The sequence below is a fragment of the Paracoccus sp. S-4012 genome, from assembly GCF_009674885.1.
GTDB lineage: Bacteria > Pseudomonadota > Alphaproteobacteria > Rhodobacterales > Rhodobacteraceae > Paracoccus.
Window position 1 is genome coordinate 331,903 of sequence record NZ_WKKA01000002.1, and the last position, 25,069, is coordinate 356,971.

27 protein-coding genes are annotated in these 25,069 nt (G+C 71.6%); 11 read left to right on the top strand and 16 right to left on the bottom strand.

What is annotated here, in order from left to right; translation table 11 throughout:
* Positions 1–11 precede the first annotated feature (11 nt).
* Positions 12–551, top strand: a complete 540-nt coding sequence (locus GI374_RS05000; protein ID WP_229582609.1) for a DUF421 domain-containing protein — start codon at positions 12–14, stop codon at positions 549–551.
* Between the two features lie 3 nt (positions 552–554).
* Here the strand turns inward: GI374_RS05000 and GI374_RS05005 are convergent, their stop codons facing one another.
* Together GI374_RS05005 and GI374_RS05010 are read right to left on the bottom strand one after the other, a co-directional pair.
* Complete coding sequence (locus tag GI374_RS05005) at positions 555–2,093, bottom strand: PAS-domain containing protein (RefSeq protein WP_154335911.1); 1,539 nt, start codon at positions 2,091–2,093, stop codon at positions 555–557.
* A gap of 67 nt (positions 2,094–2,160) precedes the next feature.
* Positions 2,161–3,483, bottom strand: a complete 1,323-nt coding sequence (locus GI374_RS05010; protein WP_370515151.1) for an ActS/PrrB/RegB family redox-sensitive histidine kinase — start codon at positions 3,481–3,483, stop codon at positions 2,161–2,163.
* A gap of 86 nt (positions 3,484–3,569) precedes the next feature.
* Here GI374_RS05010 and GI374_RS05015 point away from each other — a divergent pair, with 86 nt between their 5' ends.
* The 3 genes from GI374_RS05015 to GI374_RS05025 all read left to right on the top strand — a co-directional run bounded on the left by GI374_RS05015 (position 3,570) and on the right by GI374_RS05025 (position 5,284).
* Positions 3,570–4,199: an SCO family protein gene (locus GI374_RS05015; protein WP_370515152.1), complete on the top strand. Its 630-nt coding sequence runs from the start codon at positions 3,570–3,572 to the stop codon at positions 4,197–4,199.
* A gap of 81 nt (positions 4,200–4,280) precedes the next feature.
* Positions 4,281–4,832: an ActR/PrrA/RegA family redox response regulator transcription factor gene (locus GI374_RS05020; RefSeq protein WP_154335912.1), complete on the top strand. Its 552-nt coding sequence runs from the start codon at positions 4,281–4,283 to the stop codon at positions 4,830–4,832.
* A 107-nt stretch (positions 4,833–4,939) separates the two neighbouring features.
* Positions 4,940–5,284: an H-NS family nucleoid-associated regulatory protein gene (locus GI374_RS05025; protein WP_154335913.1), complete on the top strand. Its 345-nt coding sequence runs from the start codon at positions 4,940–4,942 to the stop codon at positions 5,282–5,284.
* Between the two features lie 26 nt (positions 5,285–5,310).
* Here the strand turns inward: GI374_RS05025 and GI374_RS05030 are convergent, their stop codons facing one another.
* From GI374_RS05030 to GI374_RS05040, 3 genes are all read right to left on the bottom strand, one after another.
* Positions 5,311–5,913, bottom strand: coding sequence for an HD domain-containing protein (locus tag GI374_RS05030; RefSeq protein WP_154335914.1), 603 nt, complete (start codon positions 5,911–5,913; stop codon positions 5,311–5,313).
* Between the two features lie 9 nt (positions 5,914–5,922).
* Positions 5,923–6,459 carry a protein-export chaperone SecB gene (secB, locus tag GI374_RS05035; RefSeq protein WP_154335915.1) on the bottom strand — a complete coding sequence of 179 codons (537 nt, stop codon included), beginning with the start codon at positions 6,457–6,459 and terminating at the stop codon, positions 5,923–5,925.
* A 63-nt stretch (positions 6,460–6,522) separates the two neighbouring features.
* Positions 6,523–7,032, bottom strand: coding sequence for an FxsA family protein (locus GI374_RS05040; protein ID WP_154335916.1), 510 nt, complete (start codon positions 7,030–7,032; stop codon positions 6,523–6,525).
* A gap of 96 nt (positions 7,033–7,128) precedes the next feature.
* On the opposite strand from GI374_RS05040, the gene GI374_RS05045 reads away from it, so the two are divergent.
* Together GI374_RS05045 and GI374_RS05050 are read left to right on the top strand one after the other, a co-directional pair.
* Complete coding sequence (locus tag GI374_RS05045; RefSeq protein WP_154335917.1) at positions 7,129–7,788, top strand: Tim44/TimA family putative adaptor protein; 660 nt, start codon at positions 7,129–7,131, stop codon at positions 7,786–7,788.
* A gap of 3 nt (positions 7,789–7,791) precedes the next feature.
* A complete protein-coding gene (locus GI374_RS05050; RefSeq protein WP_370515153.1) occupies positions 7,792–8,382 on the top strand; it encodes a Smr/MutS family protein in 591 nt (196 codons plus the stop codon).
* A gap of 6 nt (positions 8,383–8,388) precedes the next feature.
* Here the strand turns inward: GI374_RS05050 and GI374_RS05055 are convergent, their stop codons facing one another.
* Positions 8,389–8,589: a PLD nuclease N-terminal domain-containing protein gene (locus GI374_RS05055; protein ID WP_154335918.1), complete on the bottom strand. Its 201-nt coding sequence runs from the start codon at positions 8,587–8,589 to the stop codon at positions 8,389–8,391.
* A 57-nt stretch (positions 8,590–8,646) separates the two neighbouring features.
* On the bottom strand, positions 8,647–9,954 hold the full coding sequence (gene hslU / locus GI374_RS05060; protein ID WP_154335919.1) for an ATP-dependent protease ATPase subunit HslU: 1,308 nt from the start codon (positions 9,952–9,954) through the stop codon (positions 8,647–8,649).
* 88 nt (positions 9,955–10,042) lie between these two features.
* Between hslU and GI374_RS05065 the strand changes: the two genes are divergently transcribed.
* Entirely contained in the window at positions 10,043–10,321 is a 279-nt protein-coding gene (locus GI374_RS05065; RefSeq protein WP_154335920.1) for a BrnT family toxin, read from the top strand.
* On the top strand, positions 10,284–10,583 hold the full coding sequence (locus GI374_RS05070) for a BrnA antitoxin family protein (protein WP_154335921.1): 300 nt from the start codon (positions 10,284–10,286) through the stop codon (positions 10,581–10,583). The genes GI374_RS05065 and GI374_RS05070 overlap by 38 nt, the downstream gene beginning before the upstream one ends.
* Before the next feature lie 6 nt (positions 10,584–10,589).
* On the opposite strand, the gene hslV is transcribed toward GI374_RS05070, so the two are convergent.
* The 9 genes from hslV to GI374_RS05115 form a co-directional block, all read right to left on the bottom strand.
* The gene (gene hslV, locus GI374_RS05075) at positions 10,590–11,144 is read right to left on the bottom strand and encodes an ATP-dependent protease subunit HslV (RefSeq protein ID WP_154335922.1); all 555 of its coding nucleotides are present in this window, start codon (positions 11,142–11,144) and stop codon (positions 10,590–10,592) included.
* Positions 11,144–11,464 (bottom strand): thioredoxin, encoded by a 321-nt coding sequence (gene trxA / locus GI374_RS05080; RefSeq protein ID WP_154335923.1) that lies wholly within the window; start codon positions 11,462–11,464, stop codon positions 11,144–11,146. Before trxA ends, hslV begins: the two co-directional genes overlap by 1 nt.
* Before the next feature lie 33 nt (positions 11,465–11,497).
* A complete protein-coding gene (addA, locus tag GI374_RS05085) occupies positions 11,498–14,890 on the bottom strand; it encodes a double-strand break repair helicase AddA (protein WP_154335924.1) in 3,393 nt (1,130 codons plus the stop codon).
* Complete coding sequence (gene addB / locus GI374_RS05090) at positions 14,884–17,817, bottom strand: double-strand break repair protein AddB (RefSeq protein ID WP_154335925.1); 2,934 nt, start codon at positions 17,815–17,817, stop codon at positions 14,884–14,886. Before addB ends, addA begins: the two co-directional genes overlap by 7 nt.
* A complete protein-coding gene (locus GI374_RS05095) occupies positions 17,814–18,488 on the bottom strand; it encodes a nucleotidyltransferase family protein (RefSeq protein WP_154335926.1) in 675 nt (224 codons plus the stop codon). The genes addB and GI374_RS05095 overlap by 4 nt, the downstream gene beginning before the upstream one ends.
* Entirely contained in the window at positions 18,473–19,906 is a 1,434-nt protein-coding gene (locus GI374_RS05100; RefSeq protein ID WP_154335927.1) for a bifunctional tRNA (adenosine(37)-N6)-threonylcarbamoyltransferase complex ATPase subunit type 1 TsaE/phosphotransferase, read from the bottom strand. The genes GI374_RS05095 and GI374_RS05100 overlap by 16 nt, the downstream gene beginning before the upstream one ends.
* Before the next feature lie 64 nt (positions 19,907–19,970).
* Positions 19,971–21,755 (bottom strand): sensor histidine kinase, encoded by a 1,785-nt coding sequence (locus tag GI374_RS05105; RefSeq protein WP_370515154.1) that lies wholly within the window; start codon positions 21,753–21,755, stop codon positions 19,971–19,973.
* Between the two features lie 8 nt (positions 21,756–21,763).
* Positions 21,764–22,348, bottom strand: a complete 585-nt coding sequence (locus GI374_RS05110; protein ID WP_154335929.1) for an RNA polymerase sigma factor — start codon at positions 22,346–22,348, stop codon at positions 21,764–21,766.
* A gap of 2 nt (positions 22,349–22,350) precedes the next feature.
* The gene (locus tag GI374_RS05115) at positions 22,351–22,497 is read right to left on the bottom strand and encodes a NepR family anti-sigma factor (protein ID WP_154335930.1); all 147 of its coding nucleotides are present in this window, start codon (positions 22,495–22,497) and stop codon (positions 22,351–22,353) included.
* 89 nt (positions 22,498–22,586) lie between these two features.
* Here GI374_RS05115 and GI374_RS05120 point away from each other — a divergent pair, with 89 nt between their 5' ends.
* The 3 genes from GI374_RS05120 (at position 22,587) to GI374_RS19040 (ending at position 25,038) form a co-directional block, all read left to right on the top strand.
* Positions 22,587–23,387, top strand: coding sequence for a response regulator (locus GI374_RS05120; RefSeq protein WP_154335931.1), 801 nt, complete (start codon positions 22,587–22,589; stop codon positions 23,385–23,387).
* A gap of 24 nt (positions 23,388–23,411) precedes the next feature.
* The gene (selD, locus tag GI374_RS05125) at positions 23,412–24,455 is read left to right on the top strand and encodes a selenide, water dikinase SelD (RefSeq protein ID WP_154335932.1); all 1,044 of its coding nucleotides are present in this window, start codon (positions 23,412–23,414) and stop codon (positions 24,453–24,455) included.
* Positions 24,456–24,537: 82 nt separating this feature from the next.
* The gene (locus GI374_RS19040) at positions 24,538–25,038 is read left to right on the top strand and encodes a hypothetical protein (RefSeq protein ID WP_229582611.1); all 501 of its coding nucleotides are present in this window, start codon (positions 24,538–24,540) and stop codon (positions 25,036–25,038) included.
* Positions 25,039–25,069 lie beyond the last annotated feature (31 nt).

The following is a 25,069-nucleotide window of genomic DNA, read 5'->3' on the forward strand; positions in this document are numbered from 1 at the left end:
GCGGGACGGGGATGACCGAAGTCGTGGAGATGTTCCGCTTCGAGCATCCGCTCTGGCTCACGGCGGTGCGGGCGAGCATCGCGTTCCTCGGCCTCATCATCCTCGTCCGCGTGGTGCCGCAGCGCAACGCGGGCAACATCTCGCCCAACGACATGCTGGTGCTGGTCGTGATCGGCGCCATCGGCGGCGATGCGATCATGGGCGGCTCTGCCTCGCTCGGCGACCTGCTGGTGATGGTGTCGGTGGTGCTTCTCTGGGGCTACGTGATCGACCTGCTCGAGCTTCGGTTTCCGGCCGTCCGGCGGGTGATGAAGCACAAGACCAGCCGGCTGGTTGCGGACGGCAGGCTTCTGCGCCGCAACATGCGCCGCGAGATGGTCACGGAGGACGAGATCATGGCGGTCCTGCGGAGCCAGGGCATCGGCAGCCTCGCCGAGGTCGAGTCGGCGATCCTGGAGGCGGATGGCGAGATCAGCCTGCTGAGGAAGGAGGATGCGCCGGACGGCCCGGCGCGCGAGACTGTCCTGCCCTTCGACGAAGCCGACCGCTGAGGCTCAGCCGGTCGAGCGGCGCAGCGCCTCGCCCGCCATCGCGGCCGGCTGGACCCGCGCCGGGTTCGGCGTGAATCCGAGCATCCACTGCCCCCCGGGCAGCGGCAGGATGCGCCAGGCCAGCAGCGTGCCGTCCGTCGCGGCCATCGCGCCGTTCGCGCCCTCGCGGGCGGCGCCGGGTGCCAGAAGCTCCGCCAGCCGCTGCGCGCCGGGCCCGCCGCCACCGGCGCCGCCAATCGCGCGCAACCGCTCGGGCAGCGGCAGCACGTCGTCGTCCCAGACCCGCCGCCAGGCCTCGTTGCCGAGCAGCATCTGCCCGTCCGAGCCGAAGACCGCGAGCGCCTCGTCCAGCGTGTCCACGACCTGCGTTCCGACCGAGAGCTGCGCCCGGAAGCGGCGGGTCATCGACATCTCGGAGGTGATGTCCTCGAACAGGAAGGCGAGCGCGCCGTCCGGGTGCGGGCGGCCGGTCACGCGGTAGGTGCGCCCGCCGGGCAGCGACCAGGTCTCGACATGGTGGCCCGAGGCCGCCGCGGCCTCGAGCGTGCTCATCTGCCGCTGCCAGCTGCGGTAGTCCTTCGGCTCCGGCACCATCCGCGCCTCGCGCAGCCGGTCGAGCAACGCATAGAGGCTGGGGCGGGCGGCGAGGAAGGTGGTCGGCAGGCCCGTGAGGTCGATCAGCGCCGGGTTGAAGAGCTGCAGGTTCCGGCCGCGGTCGAACACGGCGAGGCCGATGGGAAGGTCGGCGAAGGTCTTGGCCAGCGTCTGCACGAACTCGCGCAAGGAGCGCTCGGCATGGACGGCCTCGTCGGCGGGCAGGGCGAAGACGAGGCGGCCCCCGCCTTCGGCATCCGCGCGCGCATGGCACATGAACCACCGCTGGGCGGCGCCGTCGCCGAGCGACTGCCGCTGCCCGCCTTCCAGAGCCGCGAGGTCCGGCGGCAGGTCGAACAGGCGCGGCACCGGCCAGGCCGGATGACCGGGCAACCGGGTCTCGGCCTCGGCCAGATAGGCGGCATTGGCCCAGGCGATCCCGCCCGCCCCATCCTCCCGCCAGCAGAGAAGCGGTGCGCCGTCCACCGCCTGCCGCAGAAGCTCGACCTCCTCCTCGAGCGCGTTCTGCGACAGCGCGTCCACGACGACGCCGGTGCCCTCCGCCAGCGAATCGCTGAGCGTGAGACGCATCATGCCCTCGCCCAGATCCTCGGCCCGCAGATGCAGCCGGTCGCCCTCCGCCTCCACCGTCCCGCGGTCGGGCAGCGCCGCGAGCGTTGCGGCCGCGTTCGGCAGCCGCGGGCCGAGCCAGCCCAGCAACGATTCGAGGTCCGTTCCGGGGAGCCGGGCCAGCAGGCGCCGCCCCGGCTCGGTCGCGTCGGCGAGGCGGGCATGGTCGAAGAGAAACACAATGGGCGCGAGGCGCTGCTCCAGCCGGCGGCGGCGGCCGCGATCCACCGGCTCGAGGTAGCGGCAGACGGCGAGGACGGCGAGGAGCGCCGCGAACGCAGCGAGGAAGGCGACGGCGGCCGTAACGAGATGGTGCATGAACTGTCGCCTCCCCGGACAACCTGCGGTAGCAGGGGACCGTTAACGCGAGGTTAACCGGGTGGCTTCAGGCAATCGCCGGGTTCTCGCCGAGCGGCCCGCGGGCCTTGGCCTCGATCCGCCCGCGCGGCCAGCTGACTTCGACCTCGGCCCCGCCTCCGGCGCCGTTGCCGAAGCGCAGCGTGGCGCCCGACCGCTCCAGCAGGCTCTTGGCGATGAAGAGCCCGAGGCCCATGCCCTCGTAGCCGGGCCGGTCCGCGGCCGGGCGGCGGGTGGTCAGGAACGGCTCGCCGATGCGCGCCAGCAGCGCCGGGGGGAAGCCCGCGCCGTCATCGGCCACCGTCACGATGACGCGGTCGGCCGACCAGCGGGCCTCGATGCGGACCGTCTCGGCCGCGAAATCGACGGCGTTCTGGATCAGGTTGCGCAGCCCGTGGATGGTGCCGGGATCACGCTGCATGACCGGCTCGGGCGAGTCCTCGGCGCCGTCCAGAGTGACGCGGATGTCGCCGCGGGTGGCGTGCGGCTCGGCGGCCTCGGCGATCAGGACATGCAGCGGCGTCGCGCGCAGCATCATGTCGTCCTTTCCGGCCCGACCCATGCTCCGCAGGATGTCCCGGCAGCGGTCGGCGGAATCGCGCAGCAGCGCCAGGTCGGAGGCGAGGTCCTCACGGTCCTCAAGCTCGTCGGCCAGCTCGCTCGCCACCAGCTTGATGGTCGCCAGCGGCGTGCCCATCTCATGCGCCGCCGCCGCCACCACGCCGCCGAGGTTCTGGAGCCGCTGCTCGCGCGCGAGCGCCATTTCGGTCGCCGCGAGCGCGCTCGACCGGGCGCGGAGTTCCGTCGAGACCCGGTGCGCGTAGCCGGCGAAGAACACCACCGCGATCACCACGGCGACCCAGTGGCCCACCACCAGCAGCGGCGGCGATTCGATGACCAGTCCGGCCGAATCGCGCAGCGGCTGGGCCGCGAAGCTCGCCAGCGTGACCATCGCCACCGTCGCCAGCCCGAGGATCACCACCTTCTGCCGGTCGAGCGCCGTCGCCGCGATCGTCACCGGCGCGAGGATCAGCAGCGCGAAGGGGTTCGACAGCCCCCCGGTCAGCGCCAGCAGCAGCGACACCTGCACTACGTCGAAGGCCAGTTGCAGCGCGGCCTGCGCGCTGTCGGGCTGCGCGCCGCGCCGCATCAGCGCGAGGTTGAAGACCGCCCCCGCGGCCGTCACCGCCAGAACCAGGCCGAGCTGGAACCGCAGCCCCAGCCACAGCGCCGCGACGATCGCGCAGAGCTGCCCGCCGAGCGCGACCCAGCGCAGCAGCACCAGTGTCCTGAGCCGGATCGGTCCGATCAGCGAGCCCGGGGGCCGCGCTTCGCCAGGGGTCAGGTTCACCGCCTCCTCCTTCTGTCACAGGGGCGTGCCTTGTTAGCCGCGGCCCGATCGGCGATCAATGCGCCGCCAGGAAAGGGAGCATCCCCGTGACTCGTGACCGAATGCTGATCATCGCCGCCGGGATTTCGGCGCTGCTGCTGCTGGCGATCGGCGGACTCTGGATGGCGCAGCGGAATGCGGGCGATCAGTTCGCCTCCTGCCGGCAGGGGGCGGTCGCCGGCGGGTTCGAGCAGTTCGGCGGGCCATTCACCCTGACGTCCGAAACCGGCGAGCGCGTGACCGAGGCGCAGGTCTTCGACAAGCCCTCGCTCCTCTATTTCGGCTACACCTTCTGCCCCGATGTCTGCCCGATGGACGCGGCGCGCAACGGGGTCGCGGTTGATGTGCTGGCCGACGGCGGGCATGACGTGCGGCCGGTGATGATTACCGTGGACCCGAAGCGCGACACGCCCGAGGTGATGCGCGATTTCACCGATGCGATGCATCCCGAGATGCTGGGCCTGACCGGCTCGGAGGAGGAGATCGCGGCCGTGAACCAGCTCTGGCGGAACTATTACCGCTCGCATGACGATGGCAGCGATCCCTATTACCTGGTCGACCATATGACCAACACCTACCTCATCCTGCCCGAACAAGGCACGGTCGAGTACTTCGGCCGCGACGTCACCCCGGAGGCGATGGCCGAAAGCACGGCCTGCTTCCTCGACAGGGCCTGATCATTGTTTGAACTCGGCCCGGCGCCGCAATAGGTTCGCCGCGGCGCGACATGGCGCGGCGGATGGCGAAGGGGACGGACGATGGCCGAGCGCGAACAGAAGATCGGCGAGGATCGCTCCCTCCTGCTGGTGGACGACGACACCGCCTTCGTCGAGCGCCTGGCACGGGCCATGGAAAAGCGTGGCTTTTCAGCGCGGACCGCGGCCTCGGTCGCCGAGGCGCGGCGCGCGGTGGCCGAGGCGCCGCCGGCCTACGCGGTGATCGACCTGCGGCTCGAGGACGGCTCGGGCCTCGATGTGGTCGAGGATCTGCGCGAGGCGCGGCCGGACGCGCGGATCGTGGTGCTGACCGGATATGGCGCGATTGCGACTGCGGTCGCTGCGGTGAAGATGGGCGCAACCGATTATCTCTCGAAACCGGCAGATGCCAATGACGTGACCGCGGCGCTGCTCGCCTCGGGCGAAGCCCTGCCGCCGCCGCCGGAAAACCCGATGTCCGCCGACCGCGTCCGGTGGGAGCATATCCAGCGGGTGTTCGAGCAATGCGACCGCAATGTCAGCGAAACCGCAAGGCGGCTGCACATGCACCGCCGGACGTTGCAGCGGATCCTGGCCAAGCGCAGTCCGAAATAAATATCTACCCAGCCGATTTAGGCAGTTGCATTTCGGTAACCTGCGGGCATAAACCGCGCGTTACCTGCCGCGTGGATACGCGGTGAAGAACAGGGTTGGATACGGCAATGGACATCGATCTGGAAAACAAGTCGCTGGAAGAACTCCGCGAACTTCGCCACGAGGTTGACCGGGCGATTTCCGGGTTCAAGGACCGCAAACGCAAAGAGGCGATCGCCGCGGCCGAGGAAGCGGTGCGCGCGCACGGCTTTTCGAGCCTCGCCGACGTGACCCGCGCCCGCCGTGGCGCCAAGGGCAAGGCCGCCACCACCCGCGCCGCTCCGGCGGGCGGCGAGCCGCGCTACGCCCATCCCGACGACCCGAGCCTGACCTGGAGCGGCCGCGGCCGTCGCCCCCGCTGGGTCAACGAGAGCCTGGAATCCGGCAAGTCGCTTGAGGATCTCGCGGTCTGAGACCGCGATGAGACCTGCGGCGCCGGTCAGCCGGCGTCGCAGGCGGCCATCAGCGCCGCAAAACGGTCGAGGAATGCCGAGCGCACCTCGGCCGGCGGGCGAGGATCGATCATCCGCCCCGCAGCCAGCTTCGGCCGGCCGAACAGACGGTCAGCCTCGGCCGGCATGAAGCCCGCGATCTGCACCGCCTCCAGCCATGCCGAGACGCGATCCGCCTGCTTGATCGCCGCCTTGACCCTCGCGGGCAGCACCGCCGGCAGTCCGAACCGCAGATGGATCGCCGCCGTCAGCCGCGCGTCGAGTTCGCCATAGCCCGAACCCAACGCCGCCTTCACCGGCGAGATCATGTCGCCGATCACATATTCCGGCGCGTCATGCAGCAGCGCCGCCAGCCGCCAACGCGGCTCGCCCGCTGCGGCACCGCTGAGCAACTCCTCCACCAGCAGCGAATGCTCGGCCACCGTATAGGCCCAGTCGCCCCGCGTCTGTCCGTTCCAGCGGGCCACGAAGGCCAGCCCGTGGGCGATGTCCTCGATCTCGATGTCGAACGGCGAGGGGTCGAGGAGGTCAAGCCGCCGCCCCGACAGCATCCGCTGCCAGGCCCGCGGCGGCGCTGCGGCGCGGGCCATGGCGAGCCGTCAGGAGAGCGGCTGGTCGGCCGGGCGCTCGGCCTGCGCGCGGCGCGCGAGCTCCTGGCGGTAGAGGGCCACGAAATCCACGAGGTCCATGTTTAAGGGCGGGAAACCCCCGTCGCGGGTCACGTCCGACACGATCCGGCGCACGAAGGGGAACAGCAGCCGCGGGCATTCGATCATCAGGAAGGGATGCAGCTGCTCCTCGGGCACGCCCTCGATGTGGAAGACGCCGCCGTATTCGATCTCGCAGAGAAACAGCGTCGCCTTGTCGGCGCTGTTGGCCGAGTTGATCTTGAACTTGGTGATGACCTCGTACTGGTGCTCGACGCTGCGCTTGCGGGCGTCGAGGCTGACCTGGACGGTGATCTCGGGGTTCACCTCGCCGCCGGACATGCCGCGCTGCGCGACCGCGTTCTCGAAGCTGAGGTCGCGGATGAACTGGGCCAGCACCTGCATGCGCACCTGCTGCTGTCCGGGCTGCTGCGGCTGCGCGGCGGCGGCGGCGCCACCGTTGTTCGTCGGCTGGCTCTCGTCGCTCATGGCGGGGACTCCTCGGGGTAAAAAAGGCACGGGGGCGTGTCTAGCACCGCCGTTGCCGCGGCATCAATGCGGGTCGGCGGTCCAACCCGACGGCCGACGCGGACCCAAGGGGCGGTCAGGGATCGGCGGCTCGGCGGCCTGGTCGATCACCGTCTCGTCAAGGTAATCGCCGTCGATCACCGCGCCGCCGCCATAGCGGTGCGCCTCGGTATGGCGGCCGCCGACGACCCGCACCCGGCGTCCCATGCGCCGGATCAGCCAGCTCCGCACCGGCGGCAGCAGCAACAGCGCGCCGAGCGAGTCGGTGAAGAACCCCGGCAGGACCAGCAGCCCCCCGGCCATCACGATCAGTGCGCCATGGGCGAGCGACCCCGAGGGGTCGCGCAACTCCGTGAAGGCGCTCTGGACGTCCCTCGCGGCGCGGGCGCCTTGGCGGCGCATCAGCCAGACGCCGAGGACGGCGGTGAGAATGACGATCAGCAGCGTCGGCCAGAGACCGATTGCGCCCCCGACGAGGATGAACAGTGCGATCTCGAGCAGCGGCAGCATCACGAACAGGACGAGCAACGGCATTCCAGAGCCTCCCGGCCGGGGAAAACTGGACTTGTCCCGGCCCGCCTCCTACATAATCCGGTGTTCCCGCGATGCCAGCCCAGGAAGGCCCGATCAATGTCCAGCCCGCTGATCCAGCTGCTCGTCCTCGCCGGCATCGCGATATTCCTCATCCTGCGCCTGCGCGGCGTGCTGGGCACCCGCGACGGTTTCGAGACACCCCCCACGCTGCCTGATCAGCCCGCGCCGCAGCCCCGCTTCGAGGTGATCGAGGGCACCGCCGCCGCGGTCGAGAGCGACGTGGCCGACCACACCGAGCCGGGCACCCCGGCCGCCGAGGCGCTGAACGCGATGCGGCAGGTGGAGCCGTCCTTCACCGTGGGCGAATTCCTCGGCGGCTCGAAACATGCCTACGAGATGATCCTCATGGCCTTTGAGCGCGGCGACATCGACCCGGTGCTGCCGTTCCTCTCGCGCGACGTGGCCGAGGCCTTCCAGAGCGTGATCGACGGCCGCGCCGATCGTGGCGAAACGGTCGAGGCGCAGTATCTCGGCACCCGCGAGACCGCGCTTGCCGGGGCGTCCTTCGACCGGGCGACCGGCGACGCCGAGATTTCGGTGCGCTTCGTGGCCGAGATGATCGTCGCGGTTCGCGACGAGCGCGGCGAGGTGATCGACGGCGACCCGAAGGCCGCGCGCAAGCAGCGCGACACCTGGACCTTCGCGCGCTGCATGGGGTCGGACGACCCGAACTGGCAGCTTGTCGCCACGGGTTGAGGTGTGCCCCGCAGACGGGGCCTGACGCCCGAAGACCTCGAGATCTGGCAGCGCGTGGCGGCGAGCACGCGCGCCGCCCACAAGCCCCCGCCGAGGAGGGCCGAGGACAAGCCGCCCGCCGCGCCGCCGCCGGAACCGACGCCGCCCGACCGCTTCAGGCCGCCGCGCTTCCGCGTCGGCCAGAGCGCCACGGCCATGACGCCGCGCTTCGATCCGGCGCCCAGCCCGGCGCAGCGTCTTGCGGCCACCCCGCCGGGCATGGACGCCAAGCTCCACCGCCGCATGAGCCGCGGCAAGCTCGCGCCCGAGGCGCGGATCGACCTGCATGGCCTGACGCTGAACGCCGCCCAGCCGGTGCTGGAAAGGTTCATCCTGCGCACCCATGCCTCGGGCCTGCGGCTCGTGCTGGTCATCACCGGCAAGGGCAAGGCCGGTGGCCCCGACGCGCCGCTGCCGGTGCGGCCCGGCGCGCTGCGGCACAATGTGCCGATGTGGCTGCACCGCCCGCCGCTTTCGCGGCTGGTCCTGCAGGTGACGCCCGCCCATCACCGCCACGGCGGCGAGGGCGCCTATTACGTCTATCTTCGGAAGTAGCGCGCCTCAGTAGCGCCTGACGTCATTCGCCTTGGGCCCGGCGAAATACCAGATGATGAGGCCCAGCACCGGCAGGATCGCCACCACGAGCACCCAGATCACCTTCGCTCCGCCCGAGGCAGGCGAGCGGATGATCGAGGCAATCGCCCAGACGTCGAGGATGAAGATGATGAGGCCGAAGAGGCCACCGAACATGTTGTTGAACATCGCGTATCTCCGAGGGGCGTGTCGCGGACCAAGCCGCGACCCCGCCGCCCGGTTCCGTCAGAGGACGTAGCGCGAGAGATCCGCCGACCGTGCGAGATCGCCCAGGTGCTTCTCGACAAAGGCCCCATCTATTGTGACGCTGTCGCCCGAGCGGTCGGGCGCGGTGAAGCTCAGCTCCTCGAACACGCGCTCGATCACGGTGTAGAGGCGGCGGGCGCCGATGTTCTCGACGCTGCCGTTCACCTCGGCCGCAATCCGGGCCAGCGCCGCGATGCCGTCCTCGGTGAACTCCACCCTCACCCCCTCGGTCGCCATCAGCGCCGCGTATTGGCGGGTCAGCGCGTTGTCGGTCTCGGTCAGGATGCGGACGAAATCGGCCTCGGTCAGGGCCCGCAGCTCGACCCGGATCGGCAGGCGTCCCTGAAGCTCAGGCAGCAGATCGCTGGGCTTGGCGATGTGGAATGCCCCCGAGGCGATGAAGAGGATGTGGTCGGTCCTGACCGGCCCGTATTTCGTGCCCACCGTGGTGCCCTCGATCAGCGGCAGCAGGTCGCGCTGCACCCCTTCGCGGCTGATCTCGCCCCCGCGCGCGTCCGAACGGGCGGCGACCTTGTCGATCTCGTCGATGAAGACGATCCCCGATTCCTGCACCGCCTCGAGCGCCGCGGCCTTCACCTGCTCGTCGTCCAGCAGCTTGTCGGCCTCCTCCGCCAGCAGCAGCTCATAGCTGTCCCGGACCGTGACCTTCTTGCGGACCCGGCGGCCGCCAAAGGCCTTCATCAGCCCCGAGAGGTCCATCATGCCGCCCATCTGCCCGCCCGGCATCCCCGGCATGTCCAGCATCTGCAGCGGGTTCGAGGTATCCTGCAGTTCCAGCTCGATCACCGTTTCGTCCAGTTCGCCCCGCTTCAGCTTGGCGCGGAACATGTCGCGCGTGCCCTCGCGGGCATTCTCGCCGGTCAGTGCTGCCAGCACCCGCTCCTCCGCGGCCTTGTGGGCACGGGCCTTGACCTCCTCGCGCATCCGCTCGCGGGTCTCGACGATCGCCGCGTCGGCGAGGTCGCGGACGATCTGCTCGACGTCGCGGCCGACATAGCCGACCTCGGTGAACTTGGTCGCCTCGACCTTGATGAAGGGCGCGCGCGCGAGCTTCGCCAGCCGCCGGCTGATCTCGGTCTTGCCGACCCCGGTGGGGCCGATCATCAGGATGTTCTTGGGATAGACCTCGTCGCGCAGATCATCCGCCAGCTGCCGCCGCCTCCAGCGGTTCCTGAGCGCCACCGCCACCGCCCGCTTGGCCTCGGCCTGGCCGATGATGAAGCGGTCGAGTTCCGAGACGATCTCGCGGGGGGTCAGGTCGGTCATGATGGGGTCCTTCGTGTCTCGGGGGAGAGATAGGGGCGGACGGCGGGAGTTGGAAGGTTGACGGGTGTGGGGGCGAAGTGTATATACAATGACTGAGCAAAGATTCGAATGGGATGACGCGAAGCGGCAGTCGGCGCTTGCGAAGCACGGGATTGACTTCCTTCGCGCGGCGAGGGTGTTCCGGCAACCGCACCGCGTTTTGCCGGCACTTGATGGACCGGAAGAACGCTGGATGGCGATCGGTCAACTGGACGGCGTCATCATCACGGTGGTGTTCACCCGCAGAGGCGACGCCATCCGCATCATCACAGCCCGGAGGGCAAGACGAAATGAGCGGCAAGATCAGCGGCCCCTACACGATGGATGAGATTCTCCAGATGGAGGACAAGACCGACTGGGAACGTCTGCGGCGGGAAGAGGCAGAGGGTCCGTACGAGGGAGAGGAAGACGAGGAAATCGCCGGTATCGAATGGGGCGAGGCCGTGCTCGTCATCCCCGAACCGAAGCAGGCGGTCTCGCTGCGGATCGACCGGGACGTCATCGACTTCTTCAAGTCTCAGGGTAAGGGCTACCAGACCCGGATGAACGCGGTGCTGCGCGCCTATATGGAGGCGAAGAAGGCAGGCTGAGGCGCGTCAGCCACCGATCGTCTCGACCGTCAGGTTGCCGTTCGTATAGACGCAGATGTCGGCCGCTATTGCCATCGCGCGGCGGGCCACCTCCTCGGCGTCCAGGTCGGTCTCCATCAGCCCCCGCGCCGCCGCCAGGGCGAAGTTGCCGCCCGAGCCGATCGCGGCCACGTCATGCTCCGGCTCCAGCACGTCGCCCGCGCCGGTCACGACGTAAAGCTGCGCCCCGTCCGTCACCAGCAGCATCGCCTCGAGGTTCCGCAGGTATTTGTCGGTCCGCCAGTCCTTCGCCAGCTCGACGCAGGCGCGTTGCAGCTGGCCGGGGGCGGACTCCAGCTTCTTCTCCAGCCGGTCCAGCAGGGTGAAGGCATCGGCGGTGGAGCCGGCGAAGCCCACCACGACCTCATGCCCGCCGGGCGAGAGGCGGCGCACCTTGCGCGCCGTCCCCTTCATCACCGTCTGGCCGACGCTGACCTGCCCATCGCCGGCCACGACAACGCGATCCCCGCGGCGGACCGCGAGGATCGTCGTGCCGTGCCAGCCGGGGCTCCCCTCGGCCATCAGATCGACTGGTCGATCCAGCTCTTCAGCGCGGCCTTGGGCGCGGCGCCGATCTTGTTGCTCACGACCTCGCCATCCTTGAACAGGAACAGCGCCGGGATGCCGCGCACGCCGAGCTGCGAGGGCGCGTCGGGGTTCTCGTCAACGTTGACCTTCACGATCTTCACGCGGTCGCCGTATTCCTCGGAAAGCGCCTCGAGATCGGGGCCGATCTGGCGGCAGGGGCCGCACCAGGGGGCCCAGAAATCGACGACCACGGGGGTGGCGGACTGGCGCACTTCGGCGTCGAACTCGGCATCGGTCACGGGAATGGTGGCCATCGGCTGGCTCCTTTGTCTGGTGTTGAGGCAGAGCTATGCACGGCCGAGGGCCGGGTCAACCCGCCCGGCGGCGGCGTCGAGCGCCGCATCGGGGAGCGGCATCAGGACCCGCGTGCGGGTCCAGAGGATCGCCGTCTCGACCCGCCGCCCCGGCCAGATCGCGGCGAGCGCGGCGCGGTAGGCGGCCATCTGGCGCAGGATGCCCTCGGGCGTGTCCTCCGGCCGCGCGGGCACCTCGGCGTTCGACTTGTAGTCGATGGCGAGGATGCGGTCAGGGCCGACGACCAGGCGGTCCACGGTGCCGGACAGGATGCCAAGCCCCGGCAGCGGCGCAGTGAGCGGGACTTCGCGCAGGATGTCCTCGCCAGCGCGCGGGGTGAACACCTCGGAGAGATGCGGCGCGGTCGTCAGCGCCTCGACCTCCGCCAGAAGCCCGGCCAGTTCGTCGGGCGCGGGCAGGCCGCCTTCCGCCGTGGCGAGCAGGTCGGCTGCCTGCGCGGCCGTCTCCGGCAGATGCTCCAGCAGGAGGTGCAGCCGCGTGCCGCGCAGCATCGCCGCCTCGGCATCGCCGCCCTCGCCGCCGGGCAGCGCCTTCGGGCCGCCAAGGGCCGTCGCGGCCAATGGGCGCACTGGGCGGGCGACCGGCTCCGGCGGCAGCCGCAGCCACGCCGGCTCGGCCTGCGGCACCGCCGGCTCTCGCGGGACCGGCGCAGCGGCCGACGGCCAGTCCCCGAAACTCAGCCGCCGCCCCTCGCCCGCCCCGGGCACCGGCTCAGGCAGCGCGGTCTCCTCACCGGCCGCGTCCTCCACGGCGCGCTCGAACCCCTCGGTCACCATCGCGTGCCAGCTCTCGGTTCCGGCGCCAGCCTCCCCCGCTGCCGCCACGATCAGCCAGCTCTCGGCCCGCGTCAGCGCGACATAGAGGAGACGCCGCCGCTCCTCCTCCTGCCGCGCGCCGCGGGCGGCCACCGCCGTCTCCACCGGCTCCGGCCGCTCCCCCTTGGTCCCCCGCAGCACCGCGGCCCGATCGGAGAGGGTCAGGACGCTGCCTTCATGCGGCAGCTTCAGCTTGGCGCAGTCGGGCAGGATCACGACCGGGCTCTCCAGCCCCTTCGCGCCGTGGACGGTCATCACCCGCACCATGCCACCGCCGCCCGCCTGCCGCCGCACCTCGGTCTCGCCCGAGTCGAGCCACACCAGAAACCCCGTCAGCGACGGCACCGCCGTCCGCTCATAGGCCAGCGCCTGCGTCAGCAACTCGTCGATGCCGTCCTCGGCCTCCGGCCCGAGCCGCGCCAGCAGCCGCTCGCGGCCATTGTGGCGCGTGAGGATGCGCGAGATCAGCTCGAAGGGGCGCAGGTGGCCCGAGACGCGCAGCAGGTCCGACACCGCCTCGCGCACCTCCTCCGGCCCGCGCTCGCGCAGTTCGGCCCAGAGGGAGCGCTGCCGCCCCGCCGCCAGCTGCCACAGCGCCGCCTCGTCCAGCCCGAACAGCGGCGAGCGCAGCGCTTCGGCCAGCGACAGGTCGTCCTCGGGCGTGGCGATGAAATTGAGCAGCGCGCGGATGTCGCCGACGGCGATCTCGTCGTCCAGCAGCAGCCGGTCGGCCCCGGCGATCGGCAGGTGCTCGGACTTGCAGGCGCGGATGATGGCGTCGAAAAGCTCGCTGCGGCGCTGCACGAGGATCAGCACGTCGCCGGGCTCGAGCGCGCGCTCGCCCTTGCGCGTCACGATCCGGGTGCCCTCGTCCAGCATCCGCCGGATGCCCGCCGCCACCCCCGTGGCCAGCCGGGCGATGTGGCTGTCGGCCTCGGGCTGGTCCAGCGGGTCGTCCCACTCCCGCTCGGGCGGGGTGTCAGGCTTCGGCACCACGGGCCAGAGGTCCACGCGCCCCGGCCGCCCCTCGTGGAAGGCCCGATGCTCGGGCGGGGTGCCGAGGCCCTCGGCCGCGGGGCCCTGAAACACCCGGTCCACGAGGTCGAGAATCAGCGGCGAACTGCGGAAGGAATGCAGCAGCGCCGTGTCCTGCATGGGCGAGCCGATGCGGTGGAAGTCAGCCTCGAAGCGGTGGCGGCGGGCGTCGAAGACCGCGATGTCGGCGCCCTGGAAGGAGTAGATCGACTGCTTCGGGTCGCCGACGACGAACAGCGTCCGCTCGCCAGCCGCGCGCGTGCCGGTCCCTGCGGTGAACTCCGCCGCCAGCCGCTCGATCACCTCCCACTGGCCCGGACTGGTGTCCTGCGCCTCGTCCACGAGGATGTGGTCGATGCCGCCGTCGAGCCGGAACAGCACCCATTGCGCCATCCCGGCCGAGGACAGCAGCCGCGCCGTCCGCGCGATCAGGTCGTCGAAGTCGAGCCAGCCGCGCGCCCGCTTGGCCTCGGCATAGCGGCGGGTGAAGTTGTGGGCGAAGCGGTGCAGGCGCAGGCTGCGCTGCGCGAAGTCGAGGGCCATGCGCCGGGTGCGGGCCTCCTCGACGCGGCACATGAGGCGGTCGAGCGGGTCGGCGTATTGGGCGCAACTGCCAAGGCGCAGCGCCTTGGTGGGGATGCCGCCGACCTTGGCGGCGAAAGGCGTCTTCGCCGTGCCGCCAAACAGCAGGACCGACTCCAGCAAACCCAGCTGCGCCAGCCCCGGCGCGTGCCAGTCGTGCGCTTCCAGCTTCTGAGCCAGTTTTCCGTCATTCGCCCCCCCCGCGCGCAGCAACGGAATGAGCGCCTCGATCATCTCAGCATCCTCGGGGTCCAGCACCTCGGCCAGCAGCCGGTCGGCCTCATAGGGATGCGGCAGGCCGAGGAAGTCCCAAAGCGCGGGCGGATCGGGTGGCTGGTCGAAGCGCGTCTCAGCCCGCGTCACCGCGGCGAGGAAGCCGTCGAGACCCTCGGGCGCGTGCAGCAGCGTCGTCAGGTCGGCGATGTCTTCGCCACCCTCCACCGCCAGTTCCTCCACGATTTCGGCCCGAAGCTGGGCGGCGGTGCGGTCGTCGAGCTCGGTGAAGCCGACCGGCACCCCGGCCTCCAGCGGGAAGCGGCGCAGGACGCCGGCGCAGAAGGCGTGGATGGTCTGCACCTTCAGCCCGCCTGGCGTCTCGATGGCGCGGGCGAACAGCCGCCGCGCCGCCGCGAGATCGCCATCGCCCTCGGCTCCGATCTCGGCCAGGGCCTCGCGCAGCTCCGCATCGGGCAGCATCGCCCAGCCCCCCAGACGCTGCAGAAGCCGGTTCTGCATCTCGGCCGCCGCGGCCTTGGTGTAGGTCAGGCACAGGATGCGCTCGGGCGCCGTGCCGCGCAGCAGGAGCCGCGCCACCCGGTCGGTCAGCACCTTGGTCTTGCCCGAGCCGGCATTGGCCGTGAGCCAGGTCGAACGGTCGGGTGCGGCGGCCTCGATCTGGCGGCGCGTTGCGTCATGGATGGCGCGGTTCAGCATGACTGGTCCCCGAGGCGGATCACCGTGGGCGGCGTCGCCGCGCTCCACTCGCCAAAGCGCGAGAGGCGGTCATAGTCCGAGCCGAAGCGGTTCTGCTCCATCGCCCTGCGCGCGGTGAAGCCGATCTCGCCTGCCAGATAGCGCCGCATGAGGACAACCAGCCGGTCCCAGGTCGCGGGGACCTCCGGCAGCGCCTTGCTGCGGTCGCCCGGCTCGCCCTTCTCGGAGAGGGAGATATAGGCCAGGCCCGTGACTTCGGGTCGCCCCAGACCAGGAAAGGCGCCGCGTTGCACGAGCGCCGCCGTCACCGGCAGCTGCTTGTCGAAGGACCTGATCTGGTCAACGGTCGGCGGCTTGCCGGACTTGTAGTCATAGACATGCGCGCTGCCGTCATGGCGCAGGTCGATGCGGTCCGGCCGCGCGATGAGGCTGACGCCGAGGCCGGGGACGGCGTATTCCGCGCGCGATTCCAGCACCATCGGCGCCCCCGCCTGCAGCCGCAGCGCCTCGTCGGCCATCAGCCGCGGCGCGATCCGGCGCAGCCGGGCCATCCAGAAGGCGCGGGCGGCGGGCCAGGGCACGTCCTCGGCCAGCACCTCGTCGGCGATGGCGAGGAAGCGGGCGACGAGCGCCGCCCTCGGCGTTCCCGCGGCGGGCGCGGGGCTGAGGAACCGCTGCGCGACCCGGTGCAGCGCCTCGCCGCGCAGCGCCGCGTCAGGCTCGGGGTGCAGCGGGTCGAGCGGGCGCAGCTTCAGGACGTGGCGGGCGTAGATCGCATAGGGGTCGCGGATCAGGGTCGCGACCTCGGTGACGGAGAGCCGCGCGAAGGCCGGGGCGGGCGGAACCGGCGCCGGGCGCGGCGCGGGCGCTTCGGTGCTGCGCGGCGTGGCGAGCGCGCGCGCCAGCGTCAGCAGCGCCTCGCCGCGTCCGCGCATCGCCTTCAGCGCCTCGGGCCCGTGCTGCGCCGGAAGCCCGGCCATCAGGTTCATCAGCCGGTTGAGCCAGCGCGAGGGCACCGTCTCAGCCTCCGCATCGCGCGCCGCGCGGGTGAGAATCACCTCTCCCGCCGCGATCCCCTGCTGGAAGTCATGCGCGGCGAGACCCACGACCCGCTCGGGCAGCGTCAGCCCGGCATCGAGCCGCATCGGGCGGCTGAGCCAGGCGTCGGGCGCGAGCGGCTGCGGCCAGCTGCCCTCGTTCAGCCCGGCGAGGATCACCAGCCCGCCCGCGCAGGCCTCGGACCGGGCCTCGCGCGGGCCGCGGATGCGGACCAGCGGATGCGCCTCGAGGTCGAGCCGCTCGGCCTGCGTCTGGAGTTGCGCGGCGAGGAGGTCCGAGAACCCCTGCGGGTCGAGCATGTGGCTGTCGCCGGCATGGGCAGCCAGCTGGTCCATCACCCCCCGCGTGAGCGCCCCGTCGCGCCGGTCCCAGAGGCGCGACGCCGCGGCATCCCCCTCCGGTCCGGCGGCAAGCGCCTCGGCAAGGGCGCGATGCTCGGCCAGCCGGTCGGGCAGCGGCCGGGCGGCCTTGTCCCCGGCCAGCGGCGCGATCCGGTCCAGCAGCGCGGCGAGCCAGTCGGCCCAGGCGGCCACCGTCCCCTCGCGGTGCCGCGCGGGCCAGCCGCGCAGGAAGGCGGCGTCGGGGAAGGCGGGGCCGTGGCGGCGCAGGTGCAATTCGAGGTCGCGGGTGAAGCGCAGGTGGTCGCCCTTGGGACCGGCCGTGCCGCTGGACGTCACCGGATGCTTCAGCAGCGCCAGCAGCGCGTCGATGGTCAGCGCCTGCCCGTTCAGGGACGCCACTTGCCGCAGGAACAGCCCCGGCGGGGTCAGCGGCAGCGGCCGCCCGGCGCTGTCGTCGGCCACGATGTCCCAGCGGTCGAGCTCGGCCGCCACGCGCCGGGTAAGCGCCCGGTCGGCGGCGATCAGGGTGACGCGGCGCTCGTCCGCCATCGCGCCGCGGATCGCCACGGCGATCGCGCGCGCCTCGGCGGCGAGGTCGGGGGCCTCGACCAGCGTCAGCCCCTCGGCCGCGGGACGCAGATCGCCCAGGGCGGGGCCTTCGGCGACCCATTGGTCGGTGACGGGGGCGGGCCGCAGCGCCAGCGAGACGAGGCGGTTGCGCGCCGGTGCCGCGGCGGGCGTCGCCCGCCATGGTTGCGGCGGGCCGAACGTCTCGAGCAGAGGCGCGAATCGCGCCTGCGGGTGGTCCTCGGCCCGGCGGTCGAGCCGTGCCCAGACCGCCTCCGGCTGGTCGAAGTCGAAGCCCGGCAGGATCACCGCCCCCTGCGGCAGCGCCGCCACCGCCTCCATGAAGAGCCGCGTGGCCCCATGCGACCCGGTCGAGCCCGCGACGATCACCGGCCCCTCGGGGAAGTTCCGCCCGGCGGCCCAGTCCGCCGCCGCCGCTTCCGCCGCCGCGCGCTGCCGCGCCTCGCGGTCGCGGGGCGGGCCGGACAGCGCCCAGTCGGCGGCGATCCTGAGGAACGCCTGCGCCTCGCGCCAGTGCTCGGCATGGTCGCCCACGTCGACGCGGTCGAGCGCGTCGGGGCCGCAGCCCTCACTCTGCATCTCGGCCATCAGCGCCGCGAGCGAGCGCGCCAGCCGCGGCGCCGACTGCCCGCCGGCGAGCGCGGGGCGGCGCGCGACGAGGCCGGAGATCAGCCTCGCCAGGTCCAGCTCACGCGCGAGCGGCGCCTCGAGCGGGCCGCCGCCGAGGTCCGCGATCGGCCGCATCCGCGGCAGCAGCATCGGCCCGCGCGCCTCGAAGGCGCGGCGCAGCGCCGTGAGTGTCCGCCCCGAGTTGGCCCAGAGCGACACCCGCGCCATCGCTTCGGGGGGCTGGCCGGCCATGCGGTCGATGAGGCCGGCGACGGTCTCGGCGGCGAAATCGACGCCGGGCGGCAGGGCGTAGAGGCCGGAAAAGCTCATGCCAGCAGTGCCTCGGCTTCGGGGATGCATTCGGGGCGGCCGACATCGCACCAGCCGCCGGGATGGATCAGGCCGAAGGCGCGGCCCTCGGCGAGCATCAGGTCCCAGAGGCGGTTGAGCGAAAAGGCGGCGTCGGGGATCGCGGCCAGCCGCTCGGTGCGGATGATCTGCGCGCCGCCGTAGACCAGGGGCCCGCCGCGGGTGAGGCGAGCCTCGGCGTCAATCGAGAAGTCGCCCGGGCCGACGCGGCAGGTGGCGCGCGCGGCGGGGACCAGCATCAGCAGCCCGTCCATCCGCTCTGGCTCCCAGGCGGCGAGCAGCGCCGGCAGTGGATTCGGGCCGGTCCAGACCGCGTCGGGGTTCAGCGTCAGGACCGGCTCGGGCCCGAGCAGCGGCAGGGCCTTCCTCAGCCCGCCGCCGGTTTCCAGCAGTTCGTCGCGCTCGTCTGAAATCGTGATGCCGGGGCGGCCTTCGAGATGCGCCTCGATCTGCCCGCCGAGGTGGTGGATGTTCACGACCACGCGCCCGATCCCCGCCTCCCGGGCGAGGTCGAGGGCGCGGTCGAGCAGCGTGAGGCCGCCGACCTCGATCAGCGGCTTCGGCACGCGGTCGGTCAGCGGCGCCATGCGCGTGCCGCGCCCGGCGGCGAAGAGCATCAGGGCGTCGGGCATCGGGCTCGCAATCGGTCGATCAGGTCACGCGTCGGTGCCGGGACGCCGGCAAGCGCCTCGGCGAGCGGCGCGAGCGCGGGATGGGCGAGATCGCGCTGCAGATGCGCCCAGGCGCGGGGCATGAAGGCCAGGTAGCGCGGCTTGCCGTCTTGAAGGCAGAGGCGGGCGAAGATGCCGAGGATGCGGAGGTTCCGTTGCGCGCCGAGGAGGGCGTAGGCGGCGGTGAAGCTATCGCGGTCGGCGCCGGTCGCGGCGAGGTAGCGGTCGAGGGCGGCGCGCTCGATCTCGGGGGCGACATCGCGGCGCACGTCCTGCAGCGCGGAGACGAGGTCGTAGGCGGGGTGGACCGCGACGGCGTCCTGGAAGTCGAGGAGGCCTAAGGGCGCGTCGCCGCGCCAGACGATGTTCTCGGCGTGGAAATCGCGCAGGCCGGTGACGGGGGGCGCGTCCTCGCAGAGGCGGGCGTGGAGCGTCTCGATGGCAGTCGCGATGGCGCGGTCGCAGCCGGGCGGGGCGCCTGCGGCGGGGCCATACCATTCCGCGAAAAGGCCCGCCTGCCGGGCCAGTTCGGGGCCGTCGAGCGCCGGAATGCCCGGCGCGGGCGGGTGGCGGTGCAGCGCGGCCAGCAAGTCGGTGATCCGGGCATAGGCCTCGGGGGCGAGCGAGGGGCCGGCCTCCAGGACGCGGGCGATCAGGTCGTCGCCGAGGTCTTCGAGCAGCAGGAAGCCCGCCTCCGGGTCCGCGGCGAGGATCTCGGGCGCGTGGAAACCGCGGGTGCGGAGCCACCGGGTCATCGAGGTATAGGCGCCTTGGCTGCCGGGCGGGGCGTCCATGAGGACCGCGGTTTCGGCGGCCCGCGTGGCGCGCAGATAGCGGCGGCTCGACGCATCCCCGGCGAGGGGGACAAGGTCGGCATCCGCCCAGCACGCTTCGCCGAGGAACCGGGCCTGATCCGCCGCCCGCTTCGCAGCGGACCAGCCGCCAGCCGCGCTCAGCGTGATCTCGCGCAGCTCCGGCCCGCTGCCCGGCCGGAAGGTGACCCACAACGCATCCGGCGGCACCTGCGCCAGACGGTCGGGCCATTCGATCAGGCGGATGTCGCGTGGGTCGGCCTCGTCGAGGCCCAGTTCCGCCGTCTCGGAGGCGTCCGCGAGGCGGTAGAGGTCGGCGTGCCAGATCGACGGGCCGCCCGCGGGGTCATCATAGGTCTGGACCAGCGTGAAGCTGGGGCTGGGCACGTCCTCCGCCGGGTTGCCGAGGCGGGCGCGGATGAAGGCGCGGGCGAGATGGGTCTTGCCGGAGCCGAGCGGGCCGTCGAGCAGGTAGCTTTGCCCCGGCCGCGCGGCGAGGCCGAGACTGCGGCCGAGGGCGGCCGTCAGCGCGGCGTCGGCGTCGGTGAGGCGGGCGAGTTCCGGCATCGTCCCGTTCTAGCGGGGCCGCGCCGGGCCGCCAAGGCGCAGCGGATGCCGCAGCAGCGCAGCCTCAATGGGTCGCGCCCGCGCGGGCGGCGGAGGTCAGGACCACGGCGCGCTCGGCGTCCGGTTCGCGGGCGGCGTGCTGCTCGACGGCGAAGCGCAGGCGCAGGTGGTAGGCGTCCTCGCACGCCTCGGTCTCGGCCGCGCTGTCGAGCTGCATCGAGAAGGCGTCGATCAGCTGGCTGCCGAGGCCGGTTCCCGCAGGGTTGCCCTCCGAGGCGTCGATGGAGTTCGAGATCTCCAGCACCGCATGGCCGGGCGGGTCGGGGCGCAGCACGATGCGAACCCAGGGACGCTCCTCGCCCGGGGCGGGGCCCGCGTATTTCAGCGCGTTGGTCAGCGCCTCGGTCGCCAGCAGGGACAGCGGCACGGCCTGGTCGGGCAGCAGCGTCAGCGGGCGGATGTCGGTCTCGATCCGCATCCGCCCGTGAAGCCCGCGCGTCGCCGCCGTCATCTGCGCCACGATGTCTGAAATCAGCCGGTCGGCCTCGACGGCGTCCAGATGCTCGGCCTGGTAGAGGTTGCGATAGATGCTGGCGAGGCTCGACACGCGGTCCTGCACGCTGCGCAGCACCCGCCGCGCCTCGGGATCGTCGAGCAGCCGACTCTGCATGTTGATGATCGAGGCGATGAGCTGGAGGTTGTTCTTCACCCGGTGGTGGACCTCCTTCAGCAGCACCGTCTTCTCGGCCACCGCATCCTCGAGCTGCGCCTCGTCGCGCACGAGGATGCGGGCCATGTTGTGGAAGGTCTGCGACACGTCGCGCAGCTCGGCCGGGGCCTCGTGGATCACCCGCGGCAGGTTCGAACGGTCGCCCACGGCGAAGCGCCGCATCTGGCCCCGCAACTCGCGCACATGGCGCAGCACGAGGCGGAAGACCGCCAGATAGGCGACACCGATGGACACCAGCCACAGCAGCAGCGGCATCGCCACCGCGCCCACCCGCGCCGCCGTCAGCCCGGCGGCGCCGGTATCCGCGCGGGTGAAGCTGCCGAGCGCGAAGGCGAGGCCGGGCACGATGGGCACCACGGCGAAGATGCGGTCGGCGCCGTCGGCCGCCGCGTCGTGGAAGGTGAACTCCTGCCCGGCGGCGAGCGCGGTCAGCGGCACGTCGCGGGGCAGCAGGTCCTCGATGTCGACGCCGCTCGGGGCATAGGCCGAGATCACCTCGCCGCGACTGCCGAAGGTCAGGATGTTGGAATTGCTGACGCTGAAGTCGCTGGCATGGGTCGAGCGCAGCAGGTCATGGGTGATCGACACCGCGACATAGCCCAGAAGCTCGCTCTCGCGGTAAAGCGGCTGGCCGACCACGACCACCGAGCGGCCGGTCACGCTCCCGTTCTGGTTCGCGACGATGAAGGTGGAGGGATCCGCCATGAACTTCGGATAGCCCTTGCTGTCCCGCAGGTCGGCCATCTCGCCCGAGCTGTTGCAGCGCGACAGGCCGTCGAGGCCGGTGAAGCCGGCATAGACGTAGCTGGCGTTGCGGGAGACGAAGTTGCGCATCATCGACGAGCAGGCAGCCGGATCGGCGATGGTCTCGAGCACCGCGGGGCCGAGCGCGTCGGCGGTGCCGAGGGCGCCCTGGATCAGCGCCCGCTCGCCCGCCGCCGCCGCGGCGGTGCGCCCGAGCAGCGCCAGCTCGCCCGATCGCGCCGCCTCGCGCGAGAGGTTCAGGGTCTGCACGAGCGAGATCAGCCCGATCGGCAGGATCGCCAGCGACAGCAGGAAGCCCAGGCGGAAGCCGAGGCCGTTGAAGAAATCAATGCGATCGCCGAGACGCCCGAACACCGGGCGGCTCAGCGGTTCACGATGCCGTTGGATGCCATCACGGCCAGCGTCGCGCGGTCGGTCATCTCGAGCTCCTCGCCCTCGGCCAGATGCAGAAGCTCCGCCAGCCGCCGGCGGCCGCGGTTGGCGCGCGACTTGACGGTGCCGACCGCCACCCCGGTCATCCGCGCCGCCTCCTCGTAGGAGAAGCCCGAGGCGCCGACGAGGATCAGCGCCTCGCGCTGCTCGTCGGGCAACTGGGCGAAGGCGACGCGGAAGTCGTTCATCGCCAGCCGCCCGTCATGCTCGGGCCGGGTCGCCTGCCGGGCGGCGTGGATGCCGTCGGTGTCCGACACCTCGCGCCGGGTCTTGCGGCGGGCGGAATAGAAGGTGTTTCGCAGGATCGTGAACAGCCAGGCGCGAAGATTTGTGCCCGCCTGGAACTTGTCGATATTGGTCCAGGCCTTGATGATGGTGTCCTGCACCAGATCATCGGCCGAGGCGCCCTCGCGCGTCAGCGACAGCGCAAATGCCCGAAGGGCTGGCAGGTGATCCACCAGCTCCTCGCGCGGATTGGCACCGCTTTTCGGTCCGGGCTGCTTCTCGCGTGTCATGGTCACTCCTGCTCGCGCAGCTGCGCCAGCAGGCTGAGGAAGCGGTCGGGGACGTCCTTGGTGGCGTCCTGCTCGTATACTCGGCGCAAGTTCTCGTCGATCTGCTTCTCGATCGCAGCCCGCCTGCGCTCCTCTTTCTTGATGTTCATTCTCGGGTCCGGAACCTTGTGTGCACCTGCCGCAACGGCTAAGCAGCCCGGCAGGTTCCGCATTTGCTTCAAGTCACGGGGTTTATTCGATGTCATCCGATCTCGCAAAGTCCATCGGGCGCGAACTCCCCTATCTGCGCCGCTATGCCCGTGCGCTGACCGGCAACCAGACGGCGGGCGACAACTACGCCGCCGCCACACTGGAGGCCATTCTCGCCGACCGCAACCTGATCGACGGCAACGACGTGCGCGTGGGCCTCTACCGCACCTTTCACGCAATCTGGCAGTCGAGCGGCCAGCCCATCGCCGAGGCCGACGACAACAACCGCGCGCGACAGGTGCAGTCGCATCTGGCCGGGCTGACGCCCAACTCGCGCGAGGCGCTGCTGCTGCGCACGATCGAGGAGCTGCGCTACGACCAGATCGCCGAGATCATGGGCCTGCCGCAGGACGAGGCCGAGGAACTGGTGCAGATCGCGCTGAACGAGATGGGCCGCGCGATCCGCGGCAAGGTGATGATCATCGAGGACGAGACGATCATCGCGATGGACCTCAAGGGCATCGTGCAGGCCATGGGCCACGAGGTCACCGGCGTCGCCCGCACCCATTCCGCGGCCATCGAGCTCGCGGGAGAGCGGCGCCCGGACCTGATCCTCGCCGATATCCAGCTGGCCGACGGCTCCTCGGGGGTCGATGCGGTCAACGAGCTGCTGGTCAGCATGGGCGAGCTGCCGGTGATCTTCATCACCGCGTTCCCCGAGCGGCTGCTGACCGGCGACCGGCCGGAGCCCGCCTTCCTGATCTCCAAGCCCTACAGCGAGGAGCAGGTGCGCTCGGCGGTCAGCCAGGCGATGTTCTTCGCCTCCAGCCAGGGGATCGAGGCGGCCTGAGCGCCGCGGCCTGAGGAGACCGACATGGACACGACGGTTCGCCTGACCGACCTCGCGCATGGCGGCGGCTGCGGCTGCAAGCTGGCGCCCTCGGTGCTGCAGGAACTGCTGGCGAACCAGCCGCTCGCCGCGGCCTTCCCGCAGCTTCTGGTCGGCAACGACAAGGCCGACGACGCCGCCGTCTGGCAGGTGGACGACAAGACCTGCGTGATCGCCACCACCGACTTCTTCATGCCCATGGTGGATGACCCGCGCGACTTCGGCCGCATCGCCGCGACCAACGCGATCTCGGACATCTACGCCATGGGCGGGCGGCCGATCATGGCGCTGGCCATCGTCGGCATGCCGATCAACGCCATGCCGGTCGAGATGATCCGCGAGATCCTGCAGGGCGGCGCCTCGATCTGCGCCGAGGCCGGCATCCCGGTCGCCGGCGGCCATTCGATCGACTGCCCGGAGCCGGTCTACGGCCTCGCCGTGATCGGCCTCTGCGCCCCCGAGGACCTGCGCCGCAACCACAGCGCCAAGCCCGGTGACGCGCTAATCCTGACCAAGCCGTTGGGCGTCGGAGTCTATTCGGCCGCCATCAAGAAGCAGGCGCTGTCGGAGGACGGCCTCGCCGACATGATCCGCGTCACCACGACGCTGAACCGCATCGGCCTCACCCTTGCGGGAGAGGCTGATGTCCACGCGATGACCGACGTCACCGGCTTCGGCATCCTCGGCCACGGGCTCGAGATGGCGCGGGGGTCGGGCGCGCGGGTGGTGATCGACGCGGATGCGCTGCCGTGGCTGCCGCAGGCCGAGACGCTCGCGCAGCGGGGTTTCGTCACCGGCGCGTCGGGGCGCAACTGGGCCTCCTACGGGGCCGAGGTGACGCTGCCGGAGGGCCTGCCTGACTGGCGCCGGGCGTTGCTGACCGATCCGCAGACCTCGGGCGGGCTGCTGATCTCCTGCGCGCCCGAGGCGGCCGGGCGGCTGCTGGACGCGATCCGGGCCGAGGGGCTGTCTGACGCCGCCGTCATCGGCCGCGTCGAGGCCGGCTCGAGCGTCACCGTCACCGCCTGACCCGCGCCCGCGAGGGAACTTGCAAGCTCGGCCGGGCTTGGTGCAGCATGGATGCGATCACGAACGCATCAGGGAGGCGATCATGCACATGCTGCGTATCACGCTCATCGCCGGGCTTATGGCCGGGGGCGCTTATGCCCAGGCGCCCGCGCCCGCGGTGCCCCCCGAAGTCGCGGCCAGCGGCAACGTTTCGACACCGGTGCCGCCGGCGGAGGTGACCGGCCCGGTGCTGACGGTCGATCGCCCGCCGCTGCCGGGCTTCGGGGAAATCCCGGCGGCGCAGGCGGCTGACACGCTCGATTCAGCGCAAGCCTCGGATGAAGCCCTCGCGGCGGCGGATCCCGCTGCCGCGACGCCCGACAGCACCCAGGCCGAACCGGCGACCGCGCCGGTCAACGCGGCCGACGGCACCGCCCCCGGCGCGGCCGGCTCGACCGGCTGGACCGGCGGCACCGGCGGGGCCTTCATCGGCACCAACCCCTCGGGCGCCGTGGCGGTGTCGAAGAGCTGGCAGCCGCCGACCGCGCGCGGGCTGGACCTCGGCGGGGCGCCGGATGCCGTGCCTGCGGCTTCGGGCGGCTGACTGGCGACCCTCACGCCAGCCCCGTGCGCGG

Excerpts from the sequence above, each read along its gene's own strand:
- GI374_RS05095 (WP_154335926.1), bottom strand. The coding sequence starts at position 18,488 with ATGCCCGACGCCCTGATGCTCTTCGCCGCCGGGCGCGGCACGCGCATG.
- GI374_RS05020 (WP_154335912.1), top strand. The coding sequence starts at position 4,281 with ATGGCCGAGCGCGAACAGAAGATCGGCGAGGATCGCTCCCTCCTGCTG.
- GI374_RS05110 (WP_154335929.1), bottom strand. The coding sequence starts at position 22,348 with ATGACACGCGAGAAGCAGCCCGGACCGAAAAGCGGTGCCAATCCGCGC.
- GI374_RS05005 (WP_154335911.1), bottom strand. The coding sequence starts at position 2,093 with ATGCACCATCTCGTTACGGCCGCCGTCGCCTTCCTCGCTGCGTTCGCG.
- addA (WP_154335924.1), bottom strand. The coding sequence starts at position 14,890 with ATGCTGAACCGCGCCATCCATGACGCAACGCGCCGCCAGATCGAGGCC.
- GI374_RS05000 (WP_229582609.1), top strand. The coding sequence starts at position 12 with ATGACCGAAGTCGTGGAGATGTTCCGCTTCGAGCATCCGCTCTGGCTC.
- secB (WP_154335915.1), bottom strand. The coding sequence starts at position 6,459 with ATGAGCGACGAGAGCCAGCCGACGAACAACGGTGGCGCCGCCGCCGCC.
- GI374_RS05065 (WP_154335920.1), top strand. The coding sequence starts at position 10,043 with ATGACTGAGCAAAGATTCGAATGGGATGACGCGAAGCGGCAGTCGGCG.
- GI374_RS05045 (WP_154335917.1), top strand. The coding sequence starts at position 7,129 with ATGTCCAGCCCGCTGATCCAGCTGCTCGTCCTCGCCGGCATCGCGATA.
- GI374_RS19040 (WP_229582611.1), top strand. The coding sequence starts at position 24,538 with ATGCACATGCTGCGTATCACGCTCATCGCCGGGCTTATGGCCGGGGGC.
- GI374_RS05040 (WP_154335916.1), bottom strand. The coding sequence starts at position 7,032 with ATGCCGTTGCTCGTCCTGTTCGTGATGCTGCCGCTGCTCGAGATCGCA.
- GI374_RS05100 (WP_154335927.1), bottom strand. The coding sequence starts at position 19,906 with ATGCCGGAACTCGCCCGCCTCACCGACGCCGACGCCGCGCTGACGGCC.
- GI374_RS05120 (WP_154335931.1), top strand. The coding sequence starts at position 22,587 with ATGTCATCCGATCTCGCAAAGTCCATCGGGCGCGAACTCCCCTATCTG.
- GI374_RS05115 (WP_154335930.1), bottom strand. The coding sequence starts at position 22,497 with ATGAACATCAAGAAAGAGGAGCGCAGGCGGGCTGCGATCGAGAAGCAG.
- hslU (WP_154335919.1), bottom strand. The coding sequence starts at position 9,954 with ATGACCGACCTGACCCCCCGCGAGATCGTCTCGGAACTCGACCGCTTC.
- hslV (WP_154335922.1), bottom strand. The coding sequence starts at position 11,144 with ATGGCCGAGGGGAGCCCCGGCTGGCACGGCACGACGATCCTCGCGGTC.
- GI374_RS05070 (WP_154335921.1), top strand. The coding sequence starts at position 10,284 with ATGAGCGGCAAGATCAGCGGCCCCTACACGATGGATGAGATTCTCCAG.
- trxA (WP_154335923.1), bottom strand. The coding sequence starts at position 11,464 with ATGGCCACCATTCCCGTGACCGATGCCGAGTTCGACGCCGAAGTGCGC.
- GI374_RS05025 (WP_154335913.1), top strand. The coding sequence starts at position 4,940 with ATGGACATCGATCTGGAAAACAAGTCGCTGGAAGAACTCCGCGAACTT.
- selD (WP_154335932.1), top strand. The coding sequence starts at position 23,412 with ATGGACACGACGGTTCGCCTGACCGACCTCGCGCATGGCGGCGGCTGC.
- GI374_RS05030 (WP_154335914.1), bottom strand. The coding sequence starts at position 5,913 with ATGGCCCGCGCCGCAGCGCCGCCGCGGGCCTGGCAGCGGATGCTGTCG.
- addB (WP_154335925.1), bottom strand. The coding sequence starts at position 17,817 with ATGAGCTTTTCCGGCCTCTACGCCCTGCCGCCCGGCGTCGATTTCGCC.
- GI374_RS05055 (WP_154335918.1), bottom strand. The coding sequence starts at position 8,589 with ATGTTCAACAACATGTTCGGTGGCCTCTTCGGCCTCATCATCTTCATC.